Below are 19561 nucleotides of genomic sequence, written 5' to 3'. Positions count from 1 at the left end.
GATGACGGCGCTGGCGTCGTGGAAGTCGGCCACGCGCTGCTGCCGGCACTCGGCCTCGTTGCGGCGCACGAAGGGCAGGTAGACCAGCGTCGAGACCAGCAAGCCGAACAGCTGCAGCGCGACCCCGACCCAGGAGCCGGTGAGCAGCCAGCCCGACAGCAGCACCGGCGTCGTCCAGGGCACGTAGACCGGCAGCAGCGTCATCCAGCCGGCGTGCAGCGCCACCAGCGGCGGCAGCGTCAGCAGCACCGGCACCAGCAGGAAGGGCAGCACGAAACGCGGGTTGAGCACCAGCGGCAGCCCGAAGATCAGCAGCTCGTTGACGTTGAACAGCGCCGGCAGCCAGGACAGCTGCGCCAGGCGCCGGTTCTGGCCCCCGCGCGCGACCAGCGACATCGCGATCAGCAGGCCCAAGGTCGCGCCCGAACCGCCCAGGTACACGAAGTTTTCGAGCAGCGGGCGCGGCACCAGGCCCGGTACACGGGGCGCGCCGGCGGGTGTGCAGAAGAAGCCCAGGTACGCATCCAGCACCTTGCCGCCGTGCACGCCGAAGAACCACAGGATCTGGTTGGCGATGACCAGCAAGGGCGCCAGCAGCCAGTCGGCGTCCAGGGTCGGGGCCAGCCAGGCCTGCAGCCCGGCCAGGCGGCCCAGGTCGGGCCCCGGGATGCTCGCCACGAGCTCGGCCACCGCCTTGGTGCCCAGCCCCAACAGCACCATCGGCAGCGTCAGCCGGGTCGCGTGATAGAAGACCGGATCGCTGTCGTAGCCGATCGCCAGCCGGCGCATCGCGCGCAAATCAGCCAGGCGCTGCAGCAGCAGCGGCGTCGCCAAGCCGACGACGATGCCCATCAGCATCGAACCCTGGCCGAAGGACTGCAGCGTCACCGGGCCGGCCGCGCTGGCGCACAGGGTGAAGTTCACCAGCGCCGAGATCGCGGCCCAGATCGGCGGCACCGGGTCCTGCACCGCAGAACCGGGCAGGCGTCGCGCCAGCATCGCCGCGATCGTCAGCGCCAGGGCCAGCCCGAGCACGCCCCAGGTGGCCTGCACGGCGACGTCCATGGTCTGCGACCAACCGGCGCCGAAGTGCGCGTCCAGCCACTGACGCCCGGCCGGGATCGGGAAGTTGCCCAGCAGCACCGCGACGACACCGAACAGCATGATCGGCAGCAGCACGACATAGGCGTCGCGGATGGCGGCCAGCCAGCCCGGGCGGCCCGGTTCGGCGGGAGGATCAACAGGCATCGGGAACGAGAGGCGTCGCGGCGCTGTTCGCTGACGCCGTGACTCCATTTCGGCCCCGGGCCGCGGCGCTGGAGGCCCGGGGCGTGAACTGCTTCACGCTCCGGGGCGGAACCCGGCCGCGCCGCTCAGGCCAGCGCCTGGGCGACGGCGTCGTGCAGCGGCGTCGTCGGCCGGCCGATCAGCGCCGAGAGCTGGCGCGAGTCGTCGAACAGCGCGCCGGCGGCAGCGCCGCTGTCCCAGCGCGCGATCGCCGCGGCGAAGTCCGCCGGCAGCCCGAAGCCGGCGAGCGCGGCCGCGTACCCGGCCTCGGGCAGGTCGCGGTAGGCGACCGGGTGCCCGCTCTGGCGCGCGATCTCGGCGGCCAGATCGGGCAGCGTCCAGTCTTCGTCGCCGGCGAGTTCGTAGACCCGGCCTTCATGCCCGCTGCCGGCGAGCACCGCGACCGCGGCATCGGCAAAGTCGGCGCGTGTGGCCGAGGACACGCGGCCAACGCCGGCGCTGCCCAGCAGCGTGCCGGTGGCGGCGGCCGTCTTGGCCGAGCCGGTGTAGTTCTCGCTGTACCAGCCGTTGCGCAGGATGGTCCAGGCCAGGCCCGACTCGCGCAGCGCGGCTTCGGTGTCGCGGTGCTCGACGGCCAGGTCCAGCGGCGAGCGGTCGGCGTGCAGCAGGCTGGTGTAGACGATGTGGCGCACGCCGGCGGCGCGCGCCGCGGCGATGACGTTGCGGTGCTGGGCGGCGCGCTGCCCGATCTCGTTGGACGAGATCAGCAGCAGCGTCTGCACGCCCGTCAGCGCCGCCGCCAGGGTCTCGGGCCGGGTGTAGTCGGCGGCACGCGCGGCGACGCCCAGATCGGCGGCCTTGGACGGCGAACGCACGAGCGCGAGCACCTCGGCCGCGGGCACGCGCTGCACGAGGCGCTGGACGACGAGGCGGCCGAGCTGGCCGGTGGCGCCGGTCATGGCGATGGTCATGGTGGGACTCCGGTTTCGGGTGGTGATGCGGCACTGTACGATCGGAGCTTACTTTTTGTAAGTACGCACATGGAAGTAAGTACCCAACCCGAATCCGCCGAGGCGCCCTCGCTGTCCGAGCACCTGCGCCGCGGCGACCTGATGAGTGCGGCCTGCCCGTCGCGCGAGGTGCTGCGCCACGTCACCAGCCGCTGGGGCGTGCTGGTGCTGATCGTGCTGGAGGGCGGCACGCACCGCTTCAGCGAGCTGCGCCGCGCGATCGGCGGCGTCAGCGAACGCATGCTGGCGCAGACCCTGCAATGGCTGGAAGGCGACGGCCTGGTCGAACGTTTCGCGCACGACGTGGTGCCGCCGCATGTCGAGTACAGCCTGACGCCGCTGGGGCGCGAAGCTGCGGCCCGCGTGCGCGGGCTGGCCGACTGGATCGAGACCCAGATGCCGCGGCTGATGGCCGCCCGCCGCGAGCGCGAATAAGCCCCGCACTTCAGCCGCGCGTGGCGCTGAGGCACCACTTGTTCAGGCGGGCAGCCCCTGCTCAGCGCTTCGTGCTACACTGCGCCGTTCGTCGTGATCGAGGCACACCCCCACGGGGATATGCAGCGGTTGCGCTGAGATCGAGAGTTGATCTCCCTCCTTCGCCAGACCTTCTGACTGCTTCGGCTGTCGCTACGTTCTGGTCGCCCCTGGTCAGCAGCGAATACCCCTGCAGACCAGCCGCCGGATAGAGAGCTCATCCGCAAGCCTGCGCGCCCGTCGCGCACATACAGTCAGACCCGGCCGCCTCCACCGTAGAGGCCGCCACCGAAGGACCCTTATCCACGCATCGCTCCAAGTCGGGAAGTATCTCGTCTCTCCCCTGACCCGCCTGGAAGACTGCGGCCGTTTCGCCGCATCGGTTTCCATCCGCTCCGGCCGCGGCAGCAACACGCACGACCGCGTGCTGCGCCTCGTGCCCGTCTTCGAATCCCGCGACGACGCCGTCCGCTACGCCACCGCCCAAGGCCTCGCCTGGATCGCGGGCGGGCCGGCCGTCGCCCATCCCGCAACGAACCAGGAGTAGCCGCCATGGCCAAGGAAGAACTCATCGAGATGCACGGCGTCGTCAACGAGATCCTGCCCGACTCGCGCTTTCGCGTGACGCTGGAGAACGGGCACCAACTCGTGGCCTACACCGGCGGCAAGATGCGCAAGCATCACATCCGCATCCTGGCCGGCGACAGCGTTTCGCTCGAGCTCTCGCCCTACGACCTGAGCAAGGGTCGCATCACCTTCCGCCACCTCGAACGACGTGGCCCCCCTTCGACGTCCTCGCGTCCTGCCCGCCGTTGAAGGCGGCTTTCGCGACGACGTTTCCCGAGTTCGGCCTGCAGATCAGCAGGCTGCTCTACCGCACCGGCGCAAGCTGGGGCATCCCCCCGACGAATCCATCAAGGAATTACGACATGACCACCGAAACCGGCACTGTGAAATGGTTCAACGAAGGCAAGGGCTTCGGCTTCATCGCCCCTGACAACGGCGGCAAGGACCTGTTCGCCCACTTCAAGGAAATCCAAGGCACGGGCTTCAAGACCCTGGTCGAAAACCAGCGCGTCGAATTCGAAGTGACGCAAGGCCAAAAGGGCCCGCAGGCGTCGCGCATCCGCGCGATCTGACGCCTTTGCCGCCCGCGTCCCACGGGACGCAGGATCGGCTTCGTCGGCACCGCTCGCCGCGGTCGTCCAGCAGCAGCGCCTCAACGGGCGCACGCCGCAACGACTGCCGCGGCCAGCGGGACCGGCTATCGCACGTGAAGGAGAACGACCGTGCGAAATCTGCAGGACGCAACCGAGCGCATCTGCGAGTTGAAGGGCAGCGTCATCGCGCTCGAGGCCTTCGCCTCCGCGATGGCCGCCGGCCTGACCCCGGCGTTCGCCCGGGCTGCGGCGTCCGAGCTGTCACGCCACGCCGAAGCGGCGCGCGCCGTGCTGCTCAACGCCCCCATTTCCGAACACACGCTCCAGGCTTTCGAGCAGGACACCGAGCGCCACGCCGCACTGCTGGCGCGTGAAGCCGGCGACACGCCCGGCATCGAGCCGCTGCTGCTGGCCACCGTGCCGGTGTCCACCTTCTCGGGCACGCGTGCACTCAGCGCCGCCACCGGCTTCTTCTTCGAACGCGACGGCCGCCTGCACCTGGTGACCAGCCGTCACGTGCTGCTGGACGAACCCAGCGGCCACCGCCCCGACCGCGTCGAGATCGAGCTGCACGCCGATGCCGACAACCTGCGCACGACCATCGTGCTGTCGCTGCTGCTGTACCGCGACGGCCTGCCGCAGTGGCGCGAGGTGCACGACGCGATCGGGCTGATCGACGTCGCCGCGCTGCCGCTGGAGGCAGGCCTGGTGCCGGCCGACGCGCCGGTCAGCGTGTTCTCGCCCGCCAGCCTGGAAGACGCCGGCGGCACCCCCACGGTCGGCAGCGCGCTGCGCATCGTCGGCTTTCCGCTCGGCTTCTACGACACCGTGCACCGGCTGCCGGTGGTGCGCCAGGCAGCCGTGGCCTCGTCCTGGCCACTGCCCTTCCAGGGCCGGGCCTGTTTCCTGACCGACGGCCGCACCCACCGCGGCATGAGCGGCGCGCCGGTGGTGCTGGCGCGCGACGGCGACCCGCGCGCGCTGCGCCTGCTGGGCATCCACTCGTCGCGCATGGACATGGCCACCCGCGAAGACGGCCGCGACGAATCGCTCGGTCTGAACGCCACCTGGTACGCCAGCGAACTGATGCGGCTGACCGGGCCTGCCGCCACGCCAGCGCGCAGCGGCTGACGTCTCAGGCCGGCAGCGACTGCCGGCCGTCCAGCAGTGCCTCGAAGGCATCGCGCGGCAGCGCCGGCGCGAACAGCCAGCCCTGGAACTCGGTGACGCCGATCTGCTCCAGCCAGCAGCGCTGGGCTTCGGTCTCGACACCTTCGGCCACCGCGTGCAGCCGCATCGCCCGGCACAGGCCGACGATGGCCTCGGCCAGCGGCCGCTCATGCGGCGGCGCCTGCACGAAGCTGCGGTCTATCTTCAGCGTGTTGAACGGCAGCCGCTGCAGATAGGCCAGGTGCGAGTAGCCGATGCCGAAGTCGTCGAGCGCGATCGACAGCCCCTGTGCGCGCATGCCCTCGAGCACGCGTGTCGGCCGGTCGCCCTCGCCGACCAGCATCGACTCGGTGATCTCGATCTCGAGCGCCTGCGGCGGACAGCCGGTCTCGCGCAGCACGGTCTCGATCTCGTCGAGCAGCCAGGGGTCCTCGAACTCGCCGGGCGAGAGGTTGACCGAGAGCTTGAGCCGGCGCCCCGCGGCCCACCAGGCCGCCTGCTGGCGCGCCGCCATCTCGAAGGCGCGCCGGCCGAGCTCGCGCATCAGCCCCGCGGCTTCGCACACCGGGATGAACTCGCCCGGCAGCACCCAGCCGCGTTCGGGGTGGCGCCAGCGCAGCAGCGCCTCGGCCCCGACATAACGCCGCTCGCCGGCGCTGACACGCGGCTGGTAGAAGAGTTCGAACTCGTCGCGCACCAGCGCCTGCCGCAGCTCCTGCTCGAGCCGGGTGCGCGCCTGCTGGCTCGCACCCATGCCCGACTCGTAGAACGCGAGCGCGTCGCGGCCGTCGGCCTTGCCGCGGTACATCGCCAGGTCGGCGTGCTGCAGCAGGCGTTCGAAGTCGTCGCCGTCGTCGGGGTAGACGCTGGCGCCGATGGTCGCCGACACCCGCGCCTGCAGCCCGGTCAGGTCGAAAGGCCGCGCCAGCCGGTCGCGGATGCGGGCGTGGATGCGCGCGACCTCGCGCCGCGGGTCGGGCGCGGCCAGCAGGATCAGGAACTCGTCGCCGCCGAAACGCGCGACCAGGTCGTCGTGGCGCACCGAGCCTCTCAGGCGCTCGGCCACCTGCACCAGCAGTTCGTCGCCGGCGGCGTGGCCCCAGGAGTCGTTGACCTCCTTGAAACGGTCCAGGTCGATCAGCACCACCGCGGCCTTCAGCGGGCGCTCGGCCGGCGCGCGCCGCACGCGTTCGGCGAGCCCGCGGAAGTGGGCCTGGGCGGCCGCCCGGTTGGGCAACTGCGTGAGGCTGTCGTGCTCCGACAGGAAACGCGCCTGCGCCTCGCTCTGCTTGAGCGGCGTGACGTCGGTCTCGCCCAGCAGCAGCACCGGCTCGCCGCTGACGGCGTCGAGCCGGCGCCGCGCCGAGACCTCGTGCCAGCGCTCGCCGGCGGCGGTGCGCACCGCCATCGTCAGCGTCGCCTCGCCAGAGGCTTCCAGGCTCTTCAGCAGCCGGGCCAGCGCCGGCGCCTCGCCGAAACGGTCGGCCAGCGGCTCGTCGTGGCGGCGCACCGAGGCGCGCGCGGCCGGGTTGCGGTACAGCGGCCGGCCGTCCAGCGTGTACAGCGAAATCATCATCGGCGTATGCAGCAGCGCGTCCACCGAACGCAGCGACTCGGGCGTCGCGGTCTCCGGCAGCCGGCCTTCGCAGAGCATCGCCATGCGGCCGTCGGGCAGCCGCCAGCCGCTGAGCTGCATCTGCAGCGGCACCGGCCGGCCCTCGGGAAACAGCGTCCACTGCTCGTTGAAGACGGCGTCGTGCGACTCGAAGTCGGCCTGGTACTGCGCCAGGCGGGCGGCGACGGTGGCCGACATGTCGGCACCCAGGTCACGCGCGGCCAGTTCCTCGCGGCTGTCGGCGCGCCAGACCTCCAGCGCCGCCTGGTTGGCCCAGACGACGCGGCGGCAGTCGATGTCGAAGACCCAGACCGGCGCGCGCAGCCGGTCCAGCGGGTCCAGCGCCACCGGCGCGCACGGGGCCTGCGGATAGGGGCAGGCCGGCGAACGCTCCCGGCAGAGCAACTGCGGCAACGACGGCGGCTGCGAGCGGCGTGATTTCGGCACGAACGGTTCTCCGGACCTCGGCCACCGCGGGGGGCACGCCGCCACCCGCCGGGCGGCCGGCGTCGTACCGGTTATCGGCCGTGGCGCACGACAGTTGATGCCGGCGCACCCGCCGCCGCCGTGACGCCGGCCACGCGGCGCGGCGCGGCGCCGTCAGCACGCCGTCAGCACGCCGTCAGGCTGGCGTCCACAGCGGCGGCAGATCCGGCAGCGTGTGCAGGATGCGGCCGAGCGCACCACCGGCCACCAGCGAGCCGGCGAGTTCGATGTCGGGCGCCAGATAACGGTCGACGTCGATCGCCGGGCTGCCTTCGCGCAGCAGCGCGTGCGCGGCTTCCAGCGGCGCCGAGCTCGCCAGCGGGCGCAGGAACTCGATGCCTTGCGCCGCAGCCAGCCACTCGATGCCGAGGATGCGCGCGACGTTGGCGATCATCGGCTGCAGCCGGCGCGCGGCGAAGGTCGCCATCGAGACGTGGTCCTCCTGGTTCGCGCTGGTCGGCAGGCTGTCGACGCTGGCCGGGTGGGCCAGCGACTTGTTCTCCGAAGCCAGCGCGGCGGCGGTGACGTGGGCGATCATGAAGCCGCTGTTCAGGCCGGCGTCGCGCGCCAGGAAGGGCGGCAGGCGCGAGACGTTGGCGTCGATCAGCATCGCGATGCGGCGCTCGGCGATCGCACCGACCTCGGCGATCGCGGTGGCCATCGCGTCGGCGGCCAGCGCCACCGGCTCGGCGTGGAAGTTGCCGCCCGAGACCAGCGCGCCGTCCTCGGCGAAGACCAGCGGGTTGTCGGTGACGGCATTGGCTTCGCGCAGCAGCACCAGCGCGGCGTGGCGCAGCTGGTCCAGGCAGGCGCCGACGACCTGCGGCTGGCAGCGCAGGCAGTACGGGTCTTGCACCCTATCGTCTCCGTCCACGTGGCTGGCGCGGATCACGCTGCCTTCGAGCAGCCGGCGGTAGACGGCTGCGACGTCGATCTGGCCCGGCTGGCCGCGCAGCGCGTGGATGCGGGCGTCGAACGGCCCGTCGCTGCCGCGTGCGGCGTCGACCGTCAGCGCGCCGATCACCAGCGCCGACTCCAGCACCGGCTCGAAGCGGAACAGCGCGTGCAGCGCCAGCGCGGTGCTGGTCTGGGTGCCGTTGATCAGCGCCAGGCCTTCCTTGGCGGCGAGCTTCAGCGGCGGGATGCCGGCGGCCTGCAGCACCTCGGCGGCGGCGCGGCGCACCGGGCGGCCGTCGTCGTCGACCAGGAACTCGCCTTCGCCCATCAGCGCCAGCGTCATGTGCGCCAGCGGCGCCAGGTCGCCCGAGGCGCCGACCGAACCCTGTGCCGGCACCCAGGGCACGAGGCCGGAGTCATGCACCGCGATCAGCGCGTCGACGACCTCCGGGCGCACGCCCGAGTAACCACGCGCCAGGCTGGCGGCCTTCAGCGCCAGCATCAGCCGCACGACAGGCGCCGGCAGCGGCTCGCCGACACCGACGCTGTGCGAGCGGATCAGGTTGCGCTGCAGCGCGTCGAGGTCGGCTTCGCCGATGCGTGTGCTGGCGAGCTTGCCGAAGCCGGTGTTGACGCCGTAGACCGGCGCCTGGCCGGTGGCCGCGGCGTGCACGACGGCGGCGCTGGCGCGCAGGCCCGGCAGCGCCTGCGGGTCGATGACGAGGCGGTGGCCGCCGGCGTGGATCGCCTGCAGCTGGTCGAGGGTGAGGTGTCCGGGTCGCAGCAGCATCGTCAGGCTCCGTGGGCCAGCATCGGCAGGTCCAGGCCCTGTTCGCGGGCACAGGCCTGGGCGTCTTCGTAACCGGCATCGGCGTGGCGCATCACGCCGGTGGCGGGGTCGTTCCAGAGCACACGTTCCAGGCGCCGGTCGGCGGCTTCGCTGCCGTCGCAGACGATGACGACTCCGGCGTGCTGCGAATAGCCCATGCCGACGCCACCGCCGTGGTGCAGGCTGACCCAGGTGGCGCCGCCGGCGGTGTTGAGCAGCGCGTTGAGCAGCGGCCAGTCGCTGACGGCGTCGCTGCCGTCGGCCATCGCCTCGGTCTCGCGGTTGGGGCTGGCGACCGAGCCGCTGTCCAGGTGGTCGCGGCCGATGACGATCGGCGCCTTGAGTTCACCCGTGCGCACCATCTCGTTGAAGGCCAGGCCGGCGCGGTGGCGCTCGCCCAGGCCCAGCCAGCAGATGCGCGCCGGCAGGCCCTGGAAGGCGATGCGTTCGCCCGCCATGTCCAGCCAGCGGTGCAGGTGGGCATCCTCGGGGAAGAGTTCCTTCAGCTTGGCGTCGGTGCGGCGGATGTCTTCGGGGTCGCCCGACAGCGCCACCCAGCGGAACGGCCCTTTGCCGCGGCAGAACAGCGGGCGGACGTAGGCCGGCACGAAACCGGGGAAGGCGAAGGCGTTCTCGACGCCGGTGTCGAGCGCGACCTGGCGGATGTTGTTGCCGTAGTCGACGGTCGGCACGCCCATCGTGTGGAAGGCGAGCATCGCCTTCACGTGTTCGGCGCAGCTCGCGGCGGCAGCGGCACGCAGTCCGGCGTGCTGCGCCGGGTCGGCCTGGGCGGCGCGCCAGCGCTCCAGCGTCCAGCCGGCCGGCAGGTAGCCGTTGACCAGGTCGTGGGCGCTGGTCTGGTCGGTGACGAAGTCCGGACGCACGCCGCGGCGCACGAGTTCCGGCAGCACTTCGGCGGCGTTGCCGAGCAGGCCGATCGACACCGCGCGACTTTGCGCCGTGTAGCGTGCGATGCGCGCCAGCGCGTCGTCCAGGTCGGCGGCCTGCTCGTCGAGGTAGCGGCTGCGCAGGCGGAAATCGATGCGGCTCTGCTGGCACTCGATGGTCAGCGACACCGCGCCGGCGAAGGTGGCCGCCAGCGGCTGCGCGCCGCCCATGCCGCCGAGACCCGCGGTGAGGATCCAGCGCCCGGCCAGGCTGCCGCCGTAGTGCTTGCGGCCGGCTTCGGCGAAGGTCTCGTAGGTGCCCTGCACGATGCCCTGGCTGCCGATGTAGATCCAGGAGCCGGCGGTCATCTGGCCGTACATCATCAGCCCGGCACGGTCGAGGCGGTCGAAGTGCTCCCAGGTCGCCCAGCGCGGCACCAGGTTGGAGTTGGCGATCAGCACCCGCGGCGCGTCTTCATGGGTGCGGAACACACCCGCCGGCTGGCCCGATTGCACCAGCAGGGTTTCGTCGGACTTCAGGCGCTCGAGCGTCGCGATCAGCGCGTCGAAAGCCGGCCAGTTGCGCGCCGCCTTGCCGATGCCGCCGTAGACGACGAGTGCGTCGGGGTTCTCGGCCACCTCGGGGTCGAGGTTGTTCTGCAGCATGCGGTACGCGGCTTCGATCAGCCAGTTGGCGCAGTGCAGCGTGTTGCCGCGGGGGGCGCGCACCGGGCGCGGGCCGGATGCGGCGGGGCGGGAGGGGTTGGTCATCGGCGGCTCCTGGAGCGACGGCACGTCGTATGAGGGTTGCACTGTACTTGTCTAGACAAGTGGCCGCAACTACCATGCGGCCATGGTTTCCCCGGACACGGCCGAAGCCCCGTACGCACGGGTCAAACGTTTCCTGAAAGACGGTCTCGCCCAGGGCGACTGGCCGCCGGGCGCGCTGATGCCGTCCGAGGCCGAACTGGTGGCCCGTTTCGGCGTCAGCCGCATGACCGTCAACCGCGCCTTGCGCGAGCTGCAGGGCGAAGGCCTGGTGCAGCGCTCGCAGGGCATAGGCACCTTCGCCGCGCCGCGCCACCGGCTGGCGTCGACGCTGACGATCCACGACCTGCACGAAGAGATCGAGGCCCGCGGCCAGCACCACGAGGCCGAGGTGCTGGTGCAGGCCCAGGAAACGGCCGGCGCGGCGCTGGCCGAACGCCTGGGCCTGGCCGCCGGCGCGCCGGTATTCCACACCCTCATCGTGCACCGCGCCGACGGCCTGCCGCTGCAGCTCGAAGACCGCTACGTCAACCCGGCGGCGGCACCCGGCTACCTCGAGGTCGACTTCACGCGCACGACGCCGACGCACTACCTGCTGCAGGTGGCGCCGCTGTGGCAGGCCGAGTACAGCGTCGAAGCCAGTGCCGCCAGCGCCGAGGAGGCGCGCCGGCTGGCGATCGCCGAAGGCGAGCCCTGCCTCGTCGTCGTGCGCCGCACGCGGCGCCACGACGGCCCGATCACGATCGCGCGCCTGGTGCACCCGGGCGCGCGCTACCACCTCGAAGGAGGCTTCAAGCCGTGATCACCATCCATGCCGACGAGGTGCCGGCCCGCCCCTGGCCCAACGGCGGCGGGCGCACGCGCGAGCTGGTCGCGGGCCCACGCGGCGGCCACTGGCGCTGGCGCCTGAGCCTGGCCGACCTGGACGCCGACGGCCCGTTTTCCGCCCTGCCCGGCGTGCGCCGCTGGTTCGCGCTGGTCGAAGGCGACGCCATCGAGCTGGCTTTCGCCGACCGCGTGCTGGCGCTGCAGGCCGGCGACCCGCCGCTGGTTTTCGACGGCGGCACGCCGCCGCTGTGCCGCGTGCACGGCGGCCGCGCGCGGGCCTTGAACCTGATGCTGCGCGACCTCGACGGCTGCCTGGCCGGGCAGCCCACCGGCGCGGCGCTGCAGGCGCTGTACGAGCCGGCGTCGCGCACGCTGCTGTGGGACCTGGACGAGGCACCGCCCGCGGCCGCCGGCGTCTGGGTCGGCATCGAACCGGGAGAGCTGAGATGGCGCTGACGCTGTGGCGCGAGGCGCGCCTGGTGACGCTGGCCGGCACCGAAGGCTGGGGCCTGATCGAGCACGGCGCCATCGTCGCCGACGGCGAAGACATCGCCTGGGTCGGCCCCGAGGCCGATCTGCCCGCCGGCCTGCGGCCCGCGGCCGAACACCGGCTGGGCGGCGCGCTGCTGACGCCGGGCCTGGTCGACGGCCACACCCACCTGGTCTACGGCGGCGAACGGGCGCGCGAGTTCGAGCTGCGGCTGCAGGGCGCGAGCTACGCCGACATCGCGCACGCCGGCGGCGGCATCCTGTCGACGGTGAACGCGACCCGCGCCGCCGACGAAGACCAGCTGTTCGCGAGTGCGCTGCCGCGCGCACTCGCGCTGGCCGCCGACGGCGCGACGACGATCGAGGTCAAGTCGGGTTACGGCCAGGCGCTGGAGCCCGAGGCGCGCTGCCTGCGTGCGGCGCGCCGCCTGGGCCCGGCCAGCGGGCTGACGGTGAAGACCAGCTTCCTCGGCCTGCATGCGCTGCCGCCCGAATACGAAGGCCGCGCCGACGACTACGTCGCCGCGGCGATCTCATGGCTGGCGCCGCTGGCCGCCGAAGGCCTGGTCGACGCCGTCGACGCCTTCTGCGAACACATCGCCTTCACGCCGGTGCAGACCGGGCGCTTCTTCACCGCGGCGCGCGCTCTCGGCCTGCCGGTCAAGCTGCACGCCGAACAGCTGAGCGACCAGGGCGGCGCCGCGCTGGCGGCGCACCACGGCGCGCTGTCCTGCGACCACCTGGAATGGCTGTCCGAAGCCGGCGTGCGCGCGATGGCCGCGGCCGGCACGGTGGCGATGCTGCTGCCGGGCGCGTTCTACTGCCTGCGCGAGACCCGGGTGCCGCCGGTCGTCGCCTTGCGCAAGGCGGGGGTGCCGATCGCGCTGGCCACCGACCACAACCCCGGCACCTCGCCGCTGCTGTCGCCGACGCTGGCGATGAACCAGGCCTGCACGCTGCTGCGGCTGACGCCGGAAGAAGCGCTGCGCGGCTTCACCGTCAACGGCGCGAAGGCGCTGGGCCTGGCCGACCGCGGCCGGCTCGTGCCCGGGCAGCGCGCCGACTTCGCCATCTGGGACGTGCAGCACCCGGCCGAACTGGCCTACTGGCTGGGCCGGCCGATGTGCCGCGGCACGGTCATCGCAGGACGCCCGCAATGAGCACCACTTTCACCCTTCACCGCGGCCGCCGGCCGCTGCTGATCAGCGTGCCGCATGCCGGCCGCGAGATCCCCGCCGACATCGCCGCCGCGCTGCAGCCGCGGGCACTCGCGGTCGAGGACTGCGACTGGCACCTGGAGCGGCTCTACGACTTCGCACACGAGATCGGTGCCAGCCTGATCGTGCCGCGCCACGCACGCTACGTCGTCGACCTGAACCGCCCGCCCGAGAACACGCCGATGTACCCGGGGCAGAACAACACCGAACTCTGCCCGACGCGGTTCTTCAGCGGCGAGCCGCTGTACCGCGACTGCCGCGCGCCCGACGAGGCCGAGATCGGGCGTCGCGTCCAGACCTACTGGCGCCCGTACCACGAGGCATTGCAGGGCGAGCTGGTGCGGCTGAAGGCCGAACACGGCCACGCCGTGCTCTTCGACGGCCACAGCATCCAGGCCGAACTGCCCTGGCTGTTCGACGGCCGGCTGCCCGACCTGAACCTGGGCACCGCAGCCGGCAACGCCTGCGCGCCGGCCTTGCGCGAACACCTGGCCGCCGTGCTGGCGGCGCAGAGCCGCTGGAGCCAGGTCGTCGACGGCCGCTTCAAGGGCGGCTACATCACGCGCCACTACGGCCGGCCCGAAACCGGCGTGCACGCGGTGCAGATGGAGATGTGCTGGTCGTGTTACCTGCGCGACGGCGCCGACCCCGCCGAAGCCTGGGACGCCGCCAGCGCTGCCGACGCGCGCGCGCTGCTGCGCACGCTGGCCGAGACGATGCTGGCATGGCGGCCGTGAAGCTGCTCTGGGCGCCGCGCGCCTGGGTCGCCGGGCGCTGGCGCGACGCCGTGCTGCTGGCCGCCGGTGACGACGGCCGCTGGGCCGAAGTGAGCTGCGACACGCCGCCGCCGCCCGCCGCCGAACGCCTGGCCGGCGACGTGCTGCCGGCGCTGGTCGACGCCCACAGCCACGCCTTCCAGCGCGCTTTCGTCGGCATGGCCGAACGCCGCGACAGCGCCCACGACGACTTCTGGTCCTGGCGCGACCGCATGTACGGCGTCGCGCTGAAGCTGAGGCCCGAGCAGTTGCGCGCCGTCGCCGCCCAGCTCTACGCCGAACTGCTGGCCGGGGGTTACAGCCAGGTCTGCGAGTTCCACTACCTGCACCACGACCTGGACGGCCGGCCCTATGCCGACCCGGCGGCGATGTCGCGGGCACTGGCCGACGCGGCGGAAGACGCCGGCATCGGCCTGACGCTGCTGCCGGTGCTGTACGAACGTGCCGGCTTCCAGGCCGAGGCGCTGCGCGCCGACCAGCGCCGCTTCGCGACGACGCCGCAGCAGGTGCTGGAAATCGCCTCTGCGCTGCGGGGCCGCGCCGGCGTGACGGTCGGCGCCGCGGTGCACTCGCTGCGCGCGGCGCGCCCGGCTTCGATCGCCGAACTGGCGGCGGCCTGCACCGGCCCGCTGCACGTGCACGTCGCCGAACAGACCGCCGAGGTCGAGGACTGCCTGGTGGCCACCGGCTGCCGCCCGATCGAATGGCTGGCGCGCCATGCCGGCCTGGACGCACGCTGGCAGCTGGTGCACGCGACGCATGCGACGCCGGCCGAGATCGAGGCCGTCGCCGCGGCCGGCGCCGGCGTCGTCATCTGCCCGGCCACCGAAGCCGACCTGGGCGACGGCTTCTGCGACCTGCCGCGCTGGCTGGACGCCGGCGTGCCGCTCGCTGTGGGGTCGGACAGCCAGGTCGTGCGTGCCTGGCCCGAGGAGTTGCGCTGGCTGGAATGGGGGCAACGGCTGCTGCACCGGCGGCGCAATGTCGCCGCGGCGCCCGGTGCCGAGCCGGCGAGCGCGGCGCGCTTGTTCGAGCGCATGCGCGCCGGCGGAGGCACGGCCGCGGGGTTCGAGCGCTGGGGGCTGGAAGTCGGCGCGCGTGCCGATCTAGTCGAACTCGACGCCGCCGAACCGGCATTGGCCGGCCTGCCGCCGAGTCACCGCCTCGACGGGCTGGTATTTGGCGCGCCTGCGGCGCCGTTCCGCCGCACGCTGGTCGGCGGGCGTTGGGTGGAGCCGGATCGGGGAGCGATCAAGGCGCGCTTCTTGGCGGCGATGCAGGAGCTCTGGGAAGAGGCCTGAACGCGGGAGCACGCATCACCGCGCCATCGCGTGTTGACTCGGTGGGACGCCCCTGGGCCCGGGTTGAGTGCCGCCGCGAGGTGGCTCTCGAACTCTAGGACCGGGAGCCGCCGTAGCCCGGGCGCCGGCTGTCGTGCTTGACGACGAGGATCCTGAGCGAGTCGCCTTCGACCCGGTAGATGAGCGTGTACGGGAAGATGCTCATCGCCAGGCCCCGGCGTCCTCGGCTGCGTGGAGACCCGATCTCAGGCTGGTCCGTCAGCAAAGCGCCCATCCGTTTGAACTCCGCGACGAACCTTGCCGCCAGGGCCGGGGAACCTTCACGCTCGTAGAACGCGGCAGCGTCCAGGAGGTCTTGCTCGGCCTCAGGGTGAAGACCGATCTTCATCCCGGAAACCGGGCCTCCAGCCTTGCCACGGCGACGTCCAGAGGAACGGCCTGCACCTCGCCGACGCCGAGTTGATGCTCGCGTTCATCGGCCAAGCCATCCCATACGGCCTCGGCGCCAGCATCCACGTCCAAGCTCGCGATCAGCCGGTCGAGCAGGCGAGCGCGGTCCGCGGGTGACAGGCGAAGCACTTCGGCCTGGAGGACTTCAAGCTTGCTCGACATGGCTGCCTCGTGGGGATGCTGCACCTGACTAGCTTGCCACAACCGGGATTGGCGGCCGCCGTGCGTCACTGCGAGGTGCCATGCCGTGGCGGCAGCCTTCCCCTTGCACAGGTATCAGGCGCCAAGGTCGACCGCATAGAACCACTCCGACGAGCCATCTTTGTTGACGCCCGAAATCTCTCCGACGCGCTCCCATCCCAGCCGTTCAAATATGCGCTGCGTGCCGACGCACCAGTCTTCGGTCGAAGACAGCAGCTTGCGACCGGCGGCTCTGGATTGCACCAGCTTGACCAGCTGGGTCGCGAGGCCCTGTCTTCGAGTCCGCACAAACGCAGAGATAGGTCAGGAGAGGCTGGCCCAGCAGACCGCGCGGTTCGTAGCTGGCATACGCGACGACCCGGCCATCGGACAGCGCCACGAAACACGTTCCGGCCTCGATCTCGCGCAGGCGGTCCCCGTTGAACTCGTCGAAGCGGGCGATCGCCTCGACGTCGGAAGGCCATGCGGGGCGGGTTTCGATGGTCATCGGTCGACTCGATTCTGGGGCCGGGCAGCGGTCGCCACACGCCTCCGAGGCGTGCTTTCGTTCACCTCCAGGCGGTCGGAGCGGGCGCGCCGTCGCGCAAGACGCGCTGGGATTGGTTGCAAACGATGTTCGGCGCGCCGGACTGAAATGCGCCGCCCGTCCCGACACAAACAGCCGGACCCTGGGCTTTCCTGGCGACGCTCACGGAATGCAAGGGTTCAAGCCGCACCGTTCAGGGCTTTGATCAGTTGCAGAACGGGAAGCCCGGGCCGCCAGAAGTCGGGAAACACCTCCAGTTCGTCATAGCCCAGCGCCATGTAGAAGGACCGTGTCTCGGCGTACTCGGGACTCGGGTGACCGGCGGCCACCGTCTTGACCTGCAGATGACGTGCACCCTGCCCGAGCAGCCAGCGCTCGCCATGCCGATGCAGCTGCCGTCCGACTCCTCTCGAGCGTGCGTCGGCTTGAACTGCCACGCAGTGCACTTCCCATGACGTCGGGAATGCTCTCGCAGCGTCATGAAGGCGATGGCCCGCCCCCGCTCGGCAGCCCAGAAAGTAGGCAATCTCTCCGTGTCCTGCGCGTACTGGAGGAGCGACGAATCGACGCCAAACCAAGATGGCAAGGTGCGCAAGATCCTCTGCGCATCGGCAGCGGCACCCGCACCGGACTCGGCCCATCCAGCTCCAATGCGATCTGATCTTTCATGGGCGACGAGCTTACGCCGCGGCCGCCGACCCGGCGGCGCGCGACACGGCGCTGACGCTTGGCCGGAAGTGCCTCACCTCGACGGTGAGCACGCCCGGGGTTCCCCCGAACCCCGCCGCCGCCCCTCCGACACGACACTTGTCAAGCCGGTTGCCGGCGTGACGAGGAACCCGATGCTGCCCTGCCCCCCGACGCGCCGCGTGCCCCGCCCGGCATGAAGACCGGCCTGTACTCCCAGCTGCGCCAACGCGCCGCCGACGGCCGGCCGATCCGCGTCGGCCTGATCGGCGCCGGCAAGTTCGGGTCGATGTACCTGGCCCAGGTGCCGAACACGCCCGGCGTGCACCTGGCCGGCATCGCCGACCTGTCGCCGGCCGGCGCGCGGCGCAACCTGGAGCGTGTCGGCTGGCAGCCCGAACGGGCGTCGGCGCCCAGCCTGGACGCCGCGCTGGCCGACGGCCGCACCCACGTCGGCGAGGACTGGCAGGCGCTGCTGCGGCACCCGGCGATCGACGTCATCGTCGAATGCACAGGCCACCCGGTCGCCGCCGTCGAACACTGCCTGGCCGCGTTCGCGCACGGCAAACACGTGGTCAACGTGACGGTCGAGGCCGACGCCTTCTGCGGCCCGCTGCTGGCGCGGCGTGCGGCCGAGGCCGGTGTCGTCTATTCGCTGGCCTTCGGCGACCAGCCGGCGCTGATCTGCAAACTGGTCGACTGGGCGCGCACTTGTGGCTTCCCGGTGGTGGCCGCCGGCCGCGGCCACAAGTGGCTGCCGCATTTCGCCCAGTCCACGCCCGAGACCGTCTGGGGCCACTACGGCCTGACGCCCGAACAGGCCGAACGCGGCGGGCTGAACCCGAAGATGTTCAACAGCTTCCTCGACGGCTCCAAGCCGGCGATCGAATGCGCCGCGGTCGCCAACGCCACCGGGCTGGCGGTGCCGTCAGCGGGGCTGCTGTACCCGCCGGCGGCCATAGACGAGATCCCCGGCGTGACCCGGCCACGCGCCGAAGGCGGCGTGCTCGAGCGCAAGGGCATGGTCGAGGTGATCTCGTCGCTGCGGCGCGACGGCACGCCCATCCCCTACGACATCCGCATGGGCGTCTGGGTCACGGTCGAAGGCGAGAGCGACTACGTGCGCCACTGCTTCGAGGAGTACGGCGCGCAGACCGATCCGACCGGGCGCTATTTCACGCTCTACAAACGCTGGCACCTGATCGGGCTGGAGGTCGGCTACTCGGTCGCCAGCGTCGCGCTGCGCGGCGAAGCCACCGGCGCCGCGACCGGCTGGGTGGCCGACGTCGTCGCCACCGCCAAACGCGACCTGAAACCCGGCGAGAAGCTGGATGGCGAAGGCGGCTACACCGTCGTCGGCCGGCTGCAGCCGGCCGCGGCTTCGCTGGCCTTCGGCGGGCTGCCGCTGGGGCTGGCGCATGAGTTGGTGCTCAAGCGGCCGGTGGCGCAGGGACAGATGCTGTGCTGGGACGACGTCGTCGCGCAGCCGGAACTGCCGGCGTGGCGCTTGCGGCGGGAGATGGAGGGAGCGCTTCAGGGCTGATGTGGCGCGCAGGCAGCCCGGCTCACTGGGGCACCCTTCGGCCTGCCGGCCGGTCCCGCCAGGCGGGAATGAGCCCCGGACAAGTCCTGAGGGCTCACTGGGGCACCCTTCGGCCTGCCGGCCGGTCCCGCCAGGCGGGAATGAGCCCCGGACAAGTCCTGAGGGCTCACTGGGGCACCCTCCGGCCTGCGGCCGGTCCCGCCAGGCGGGAATGAGCCCCGGACAAGTCCTGAGGGCTCATGCCGCTTGCGCGTGCAAGCGCAGGCCGAGCGCCCGCGCCACCTTCAGCACGGTGGCAAAACTCGGGTTGCCGCCTTCGCTGAGTGCGCGGTACAGGCTCTCCCGGCTCAGCCCCGCCTCCTGGGCGACCTGGGACATGCCTTTGGCCCGGGCGATGTCGCCCAGGGCGCGGGCGATGCCCGAGACATCGTCGGGCGCCTCTGCCAGCCAGGCATCGAGGTAGGCGGCCATCTCCTCGGGCGTGCGCAGGTGCTCGGCGACGTCGTAGGCCCGAGCCTTGACCTTGACGACCTTCTTGCGTGCAGGGGTGCTCATGTCTTCACTCTCCGTAGGCTCGTGCAAGCCGGACCGCCTTCGCGATGTCCCTGGACTGCGACGACTTGTCACCTCCGGCGAGCAGCAGCAAGAGGCGTCCGCTTCGCTGGGTGAAATAAACGCGGTAACCGGGCCCGACATCGATCCGCAACTCGGATACACCTTCGCCCAGACTCCGGTGGTCGCCCGGGTTCCCGTGAACCAGCCTGTCGACCCGGACCAGTATTCGTGCGCGCCCACTCAGATCCTTGAGACCATCGATCCAGTCGCGGTACTCGTCGGTCGCTTCGACGCGCATGTGCCGATCGTAGCTCATAGGCTACAAATCCGTAGGAACGACCGAACCCGATTCAAAGACCTGAACGGCGAGCACCGCCATCGACACCGCTCTCCCCCCAGCACGATCGCCCCGCCGCCGCGCCGGCCTCCCGTCCGTGCCCACAA

21 protein-coding genes are annotated in these 19561 nt (G+C 71.8%); 10 read left to right on the top strand and 11 right to left on the bottom strand.

What is annotated here, in order from left to right:
- Both CKO43_RS20430 and CKO43_RS20425 read right to left on the bottom strand, forming a co-directional pair.
- The coding region (locus CKO43_RS20430) for a PTS transporter subunit EIIC (RefSeq protein WP_200379774.1) at nucleotides 1–1248 on the bottom strand (1248 nt) is incomplete at its 3' end.
- 125 nt (nucleotides 1249–1373) lie between these two features.
- Nucleotides 1374–2219: an SDR family oxidoreductase gene (locus CKO43_RS20425; RefSeq protein WP_200379773.1), complete on the bottom strand. Its 846-nt coding sequence runs from the start codon at nucleotides 2217–2219 to the stop codon at nucleotides 1374–1376.
- Between the two features lie 69 nt (nucleotides 2220–2288).
- On the opposite strand from CKO43_RS20425, the gene CKO43_RS20420 reads away from it, so the two are divergent.
- From CKO43_RS20420 to CKO43_RS20405, 4 genes are all read left to right on the top strand, one after another.
- Entirely contained in the window at nucleotides 2289–2693 is a 405-nt protein-coding gene (locus CKO43_RS20420; RefSeq protein ID WP_200228870.1) for a winged helix-turn-helix transcriptional regulator, read from the top strand.
- A gap of 591 nt (nucleotides 2694–3284) precedes the next feature.
- Nucleotides 3285–3548, top strand: coding sequence for a translation initiation factor IF-1 (infA, locus tag CKO43_RS20415; protein WP_200228868.1), 264 nt, complete (start codon nucleotides 3285–3287; stop codon nucleotides 3546–3548).
- A gap of 113 nt (nucleotides 3549–3661) precedes the next feature.
- Entirely contained in the window at nucleotides 3662–3871 is a 210-nt protein-coding gene (gene cspE, locus CKO43_RS20410; RefSeq protein ID WP_200228867.1) for a transcription antiterminator/RNA stability regulator CspE, read from the top strand.
- Between the two features lie 150 nt (nucleotides 3872–4021).
- Nucleotides 4022–5023, top strand: a complete 1002-nt coding sequence (locus tag CKO43_RS20405) for a trypsin-like peptidase domain-containing protein (protein ID WP_346728329.1) — start codon at nucleotides 4022–4024, stop codon at nucleotides 5021–5023.
- A gap of 4 nt (nucleotides 5024–5027) precedes the next feature.
- Here CKO43_RS20405 and CKO43_RS20400 read toward each other — a convergent pair whose 3' ends face one another.
- The 3 genes from CKO43_RS20400 to hutU form a co-directional block, all read right to left on the bottom strand.
- Nucleotides 5028–7124: a putative bifunctional diguanylate cyclase/phosphodiesterase gene (locus CKO43_RS20400; RefSeq protein ID WP_346014434.1), complete on the bottom strand. Its 2097-nt coding sequence runs from the start codon at nucleotides 7122–7124 to the stop codon at nucleotides 5028–5030.
- Nucleotides 7125–7299: 175 nt separating this feature from the next.
- A complete protein-coding gene (gene hutH / locus CKO43_RS20395; protein ID WP_200379772.1) occupies nucleotides 7300–8850 on the bottom strand; it encodes a histidine ammonia-lyase in 1551 nt (516 codons plus the stop codon).
- A gap of 2 nt (nucleotides 8851–8852) precedes the next feature.
- Entirely contained in the window at nucleotides 8853–10547 is a 1695-nt protein-coding gene (gene hutU, locus CKO43_RS20390) for a urocanate hydratase (RefSeq protein WP_200379771.1), read from the bottom strand.
- A gap of 82 nt (nucleotides 10548–10629) precedes the next feature.
- On the opposite strand from hutU, the gene hutC reads away from it, so the two are divergent.
- Genes hutC through hutF form a run of 5 tightly spaced genes read left to right on the top strand, consistent with a single transcriptional unit; the run spans nucleotide 10630 to nucleotide 15155 of the window.
- Nucleotides 10630–11346, top strand: coding sequence for a histidine utilization repressor (gene hutC / locus CKO43_RS20385; protein ID WP_200228864.1), 717 nt, complete (start codon nucleotides 10630–10632; stop codon nucleotides 11344–11346).
- Complete coding sequence (locus CKO43_RS20380; protein ID WP_200379770.1) at nucleotides 11343–11828, top strand: HutD family protein; 486 nt, start codon at nucleotides 11343–11345, stop codon at nucleotides 11826–11828. The genes hutC and CKO43_RS20380 overlap by 4 nt, the downstream gene beginning before the upstream one ends.
- Entirely contained in the window at nucleotides 11819–13021 is a 1203-nt protein-coding gene (hutI, locus tag CKO43_RS20375) for an imidazolonepropionase (protein WP_200379769.1), read from the top strand. Before CKO43_RS20380 ends, hutI begins: the two co-directional genes overlap by 10 nt.
- Entirely contained in the window at nucleotides 13018–13815 is a 798-nt protein-coding gene (gene hutG / locus CKO43_RS20370) for an N-formylglutamate deformylase (protein WP_200379768.1), read from the top strand. Before hutI ends, hutG begins: the two co-directional genes overlap by 4 nt.
- Nucleotides 13803–15155: a formimidoylglutamate deiminase gene (gene hutF / locus CKO43_RS20365; RefSeq protein ID WP_200379767.1), complete on the top strand. Its 1353-nt coding sequence runs from the start codon at nucleotides 13803–13805 to the stop codon at nucleotides 15153–15155. Before hutG ends, hutF begins: the two co-directional genes overlap by 13 nt.
- 94 nt (nucleotides 15156–15249) lie before the next feature.
- On the opposite strand, the gene CKO43_RS20360 is transcribed toward hutF, so the two are convergent.
- The 4 genes from CKO43_RS20360 to CKO43_RS25915 form a co-directional block, all read right to left on the bottom strand.
- Nucleotides 15250–15543 (bottom strand): type II toxin-antitoxin system RelE/ParE family toxin, encoded by a 294-nt coding sequence (locus tag CKO43_RS20360; protein WP_200228858.1) that lies wholly within the window; start codon nucleotides 15541–15543, stop codon nucleotides 15250–15252.
- Complete coding sequence (locus CKO43_RS20355; protein ID WP_200228857.1) at nucleotides 15540–15767, bottom strand: addiction module protein; 228 nt, start codon at nucleotides 15765–15767, stop codon at nucleotides 15540–15542. Before CKO43_RS20355 ends, CKO43_RS20360 begins: the two co-directional genes overlap by 4 nt.
- 205 nt (nucleotides 15768–15972) lie before the next feature.
- Nucleotides 15973–16293 (bottom strand): hypothetical protein, encoded by a 321-nt coding sequence (locus CKO43_RS20350; RefSeq protein WP_200228856.1) that lies wholly within the window; start codon nucleotides 16291–16293, stop codon nucleotides 15973–15975.
- 218 nt (nucleotides 16294–16511) lie between these two features.
- Nucleotides 16512–16973, bottom strand: coding sequence for a GNAT family N-acetyltransferase (locus tag CKO43_RS25915; protein ID WP_242477949.1), 462 nt, complete (start codon nucleotides 16971–16973; stop codon nucleotides 16512–16514).
- A gap of 242 nt (nucleotides 16974–17215) precedes the next feature.
- Here CKO43_RS25915 and CKO43_RS20340 point away from each other — a divergent pair, with 242 nt between their 5' ends.
- Entirely contained in the window at nucleotides 17216–18562 is a 1347-nt protein-coding gene (locus tag CKO43_RS20340) for an NAD(P)H-dependent oxidoreductase (RefSeq protein WP_200379766.1), read from the top strand.
- Nucleotides 18563–18799: 237 nt separating this feature from the next.
- Here the strand turns inward: CKO43_RS20340 and CKO43_RS20335 are convergent, their stop codons facing one another.
- Together CKO43_RS20335 and CKO43_RS20330 are read right to left on the bottom strand one after the other, a co-directional pair.
- Nucleotides 18800–19117: an addiction module antidote protein gene (locus CKO43_RS20335; protein WP_200379765.1), complete on the bottom strand. Its 318-nt coding sequence runs from the start codon at nucleotides 19115–19117 to the stop codon at nucleotides 18800–18802.
- Between the two features lie 4 nt (nucleotides 19118–19121).
- A complete protein-coding gene (locus tag CKO43_RS20330; RefSeq protein WP_200228852.1) occupies nucleotides 19122–19415 on the bottom strand; it encodes a type II toxin-antitoxin system RelE/ParE family toxin in 294 nt (97 codons plus the stop codon).
- Nucleotides 19416–19561: the final 146 nt, after the last annotated feature.

The organism is Rubrivivax gelatinosus, assembly GCF_016583785.1.
GTDB lineage: Bacteria > Pseudomonadota > Gammaproteobacteria > Burkholderiales > Burkholderiaceae_C > Rubrivivax > Rubrivivax gelatinosus_B.
This window is presented reverse-complemented; position numbering and strand designations above follow the sequence as displayed.

What these genes read in the sequence shown, in the direction of transcription:
- CKO43_RS20425 (WP_200379773.1), bottom strand. Translation starts at nt 2,219, where the DNA reads ATGACCATCGCCATGACCGGCGCCACCGGCCAGCTCGGCCGCCTCGTC.
- CKO43_RS20420 (WP_200228870.1), top strand. Translation starts at nt 2,289, where the DNA reads ATGGAAGTAAGTACCCAACCCGAATCCGCCGAGGCGCCCTCGCTGTCC.
- infA (WP_200228868.1), top strand. Translation starts at nt 3,285, where the DNA reads ATGGCCAAGGAAGAACTCATCGAGATGCACGGCGTCGTCAACGAGATC.
- cspE (WP_200228867.1), top strand. Translation starts at nt 3,662, where the DNA reads ATGACCACCGAAACCGGCACTGTGAAATGGTTCAACGAAGGCAAGGGC.
- hutH (WP_200379772.1), bottom strand. Translation starts at nt 8,850, where the DNA reads ATGCTGCTGCGACCCGGACACCTCACCCTCGACCAGCTGCAGGCGATC.
- hutU (WP_200379771.1), bottom strand. Translation starts at nt 10,547, where the DNA reads ATGACCAACCCCTCCCGCCCCGCCGCATCCGGCCCGCGCCCGGTGCGC.
- hutC (WP_200228864.1), top strand. Translation starts at nt 10,630, where the DNA reads ATGGTTTCCCCGGACACGGCCGAAGCCCCGTACGCACGGGTCAAACGT.
- hutI (WP_200379769.1), top strand. Translation starts at nt 11,819, where the DNA reads ATGGCGCTGACGCTGTGGCGCGAGGCGCGCCTGGTGACGCTGGCCGGC.
- hutG (WP_200379768.1), top strand. Translation starts at nt 13,018, where the DNA reads ATGAGCACCACTTTCACCCTTCACCGCGGCCGCCGGCCGCTGCTGATC.
- hutF (WP_200379767.1), top strand. Translation starts at nt 13,803, where the DNA reads ATGGCGGCCGTGAAGCTGCTCTGGGCGCCGCGCGCCTGGGTCGCCGGG.
- CKO43_RS20360 (WP_200228858.1), bottom strand. Translation starts at nt 15,543, where the DNA reads ATGAAGATCGGTCTTCACCCTGAGGCCGAGCAAGACCTCCTGGACGCT.
- CKO43_RS20355 (WP_200228857.1), bottom strand. Translation starts at nt 15,767, where the DNA reads ATGTCGAGCAAGCTTGAAGTCCTCCAGGCCGAAGTGCTTCGCCTGTCA.
- CKO43_RS20350 (WP_200228856.1), bottom strand. Translation starts at nt 16,293, where the DNA reads ATGACCATCGAAACCCGCCCCGCATGGCCTTCCGACGTCGAGGCGATC.
- CKO43_RS25915 (WP_242477949.1), bottom strand. Translation starts at nt 16,973, where the DNA reads ATGGGCCGAGTCCGGTGCGGGTGCCGCTGCCGATGCGCAGAGGATCTT.
- CKO43_RS20340 (WP_200379766.1), top strand. Translation starts at nt 17,216, where the DNA reads ATGAAGACCGGCCTGTACTCCCAGCTGCGCCAACGCGCCGCCGACGGC.
- CKO43_RS20335 (WP_200379765.1), bottom strand. Translation starts at nt 19,117, where the DNA reads ATGAGCACCCCTGCACGCAAGAAGGTCGTCAAGGTCAAGGCTCGGGCC.
- CKO43_RS20330 (WP_200228852.1), bottom strand. Translation starts at nt 19,415, where the DNA reads ATGCGCGTCGAAGCGACCGACGAGTACCGCGACTGGATCGATGGTCTC.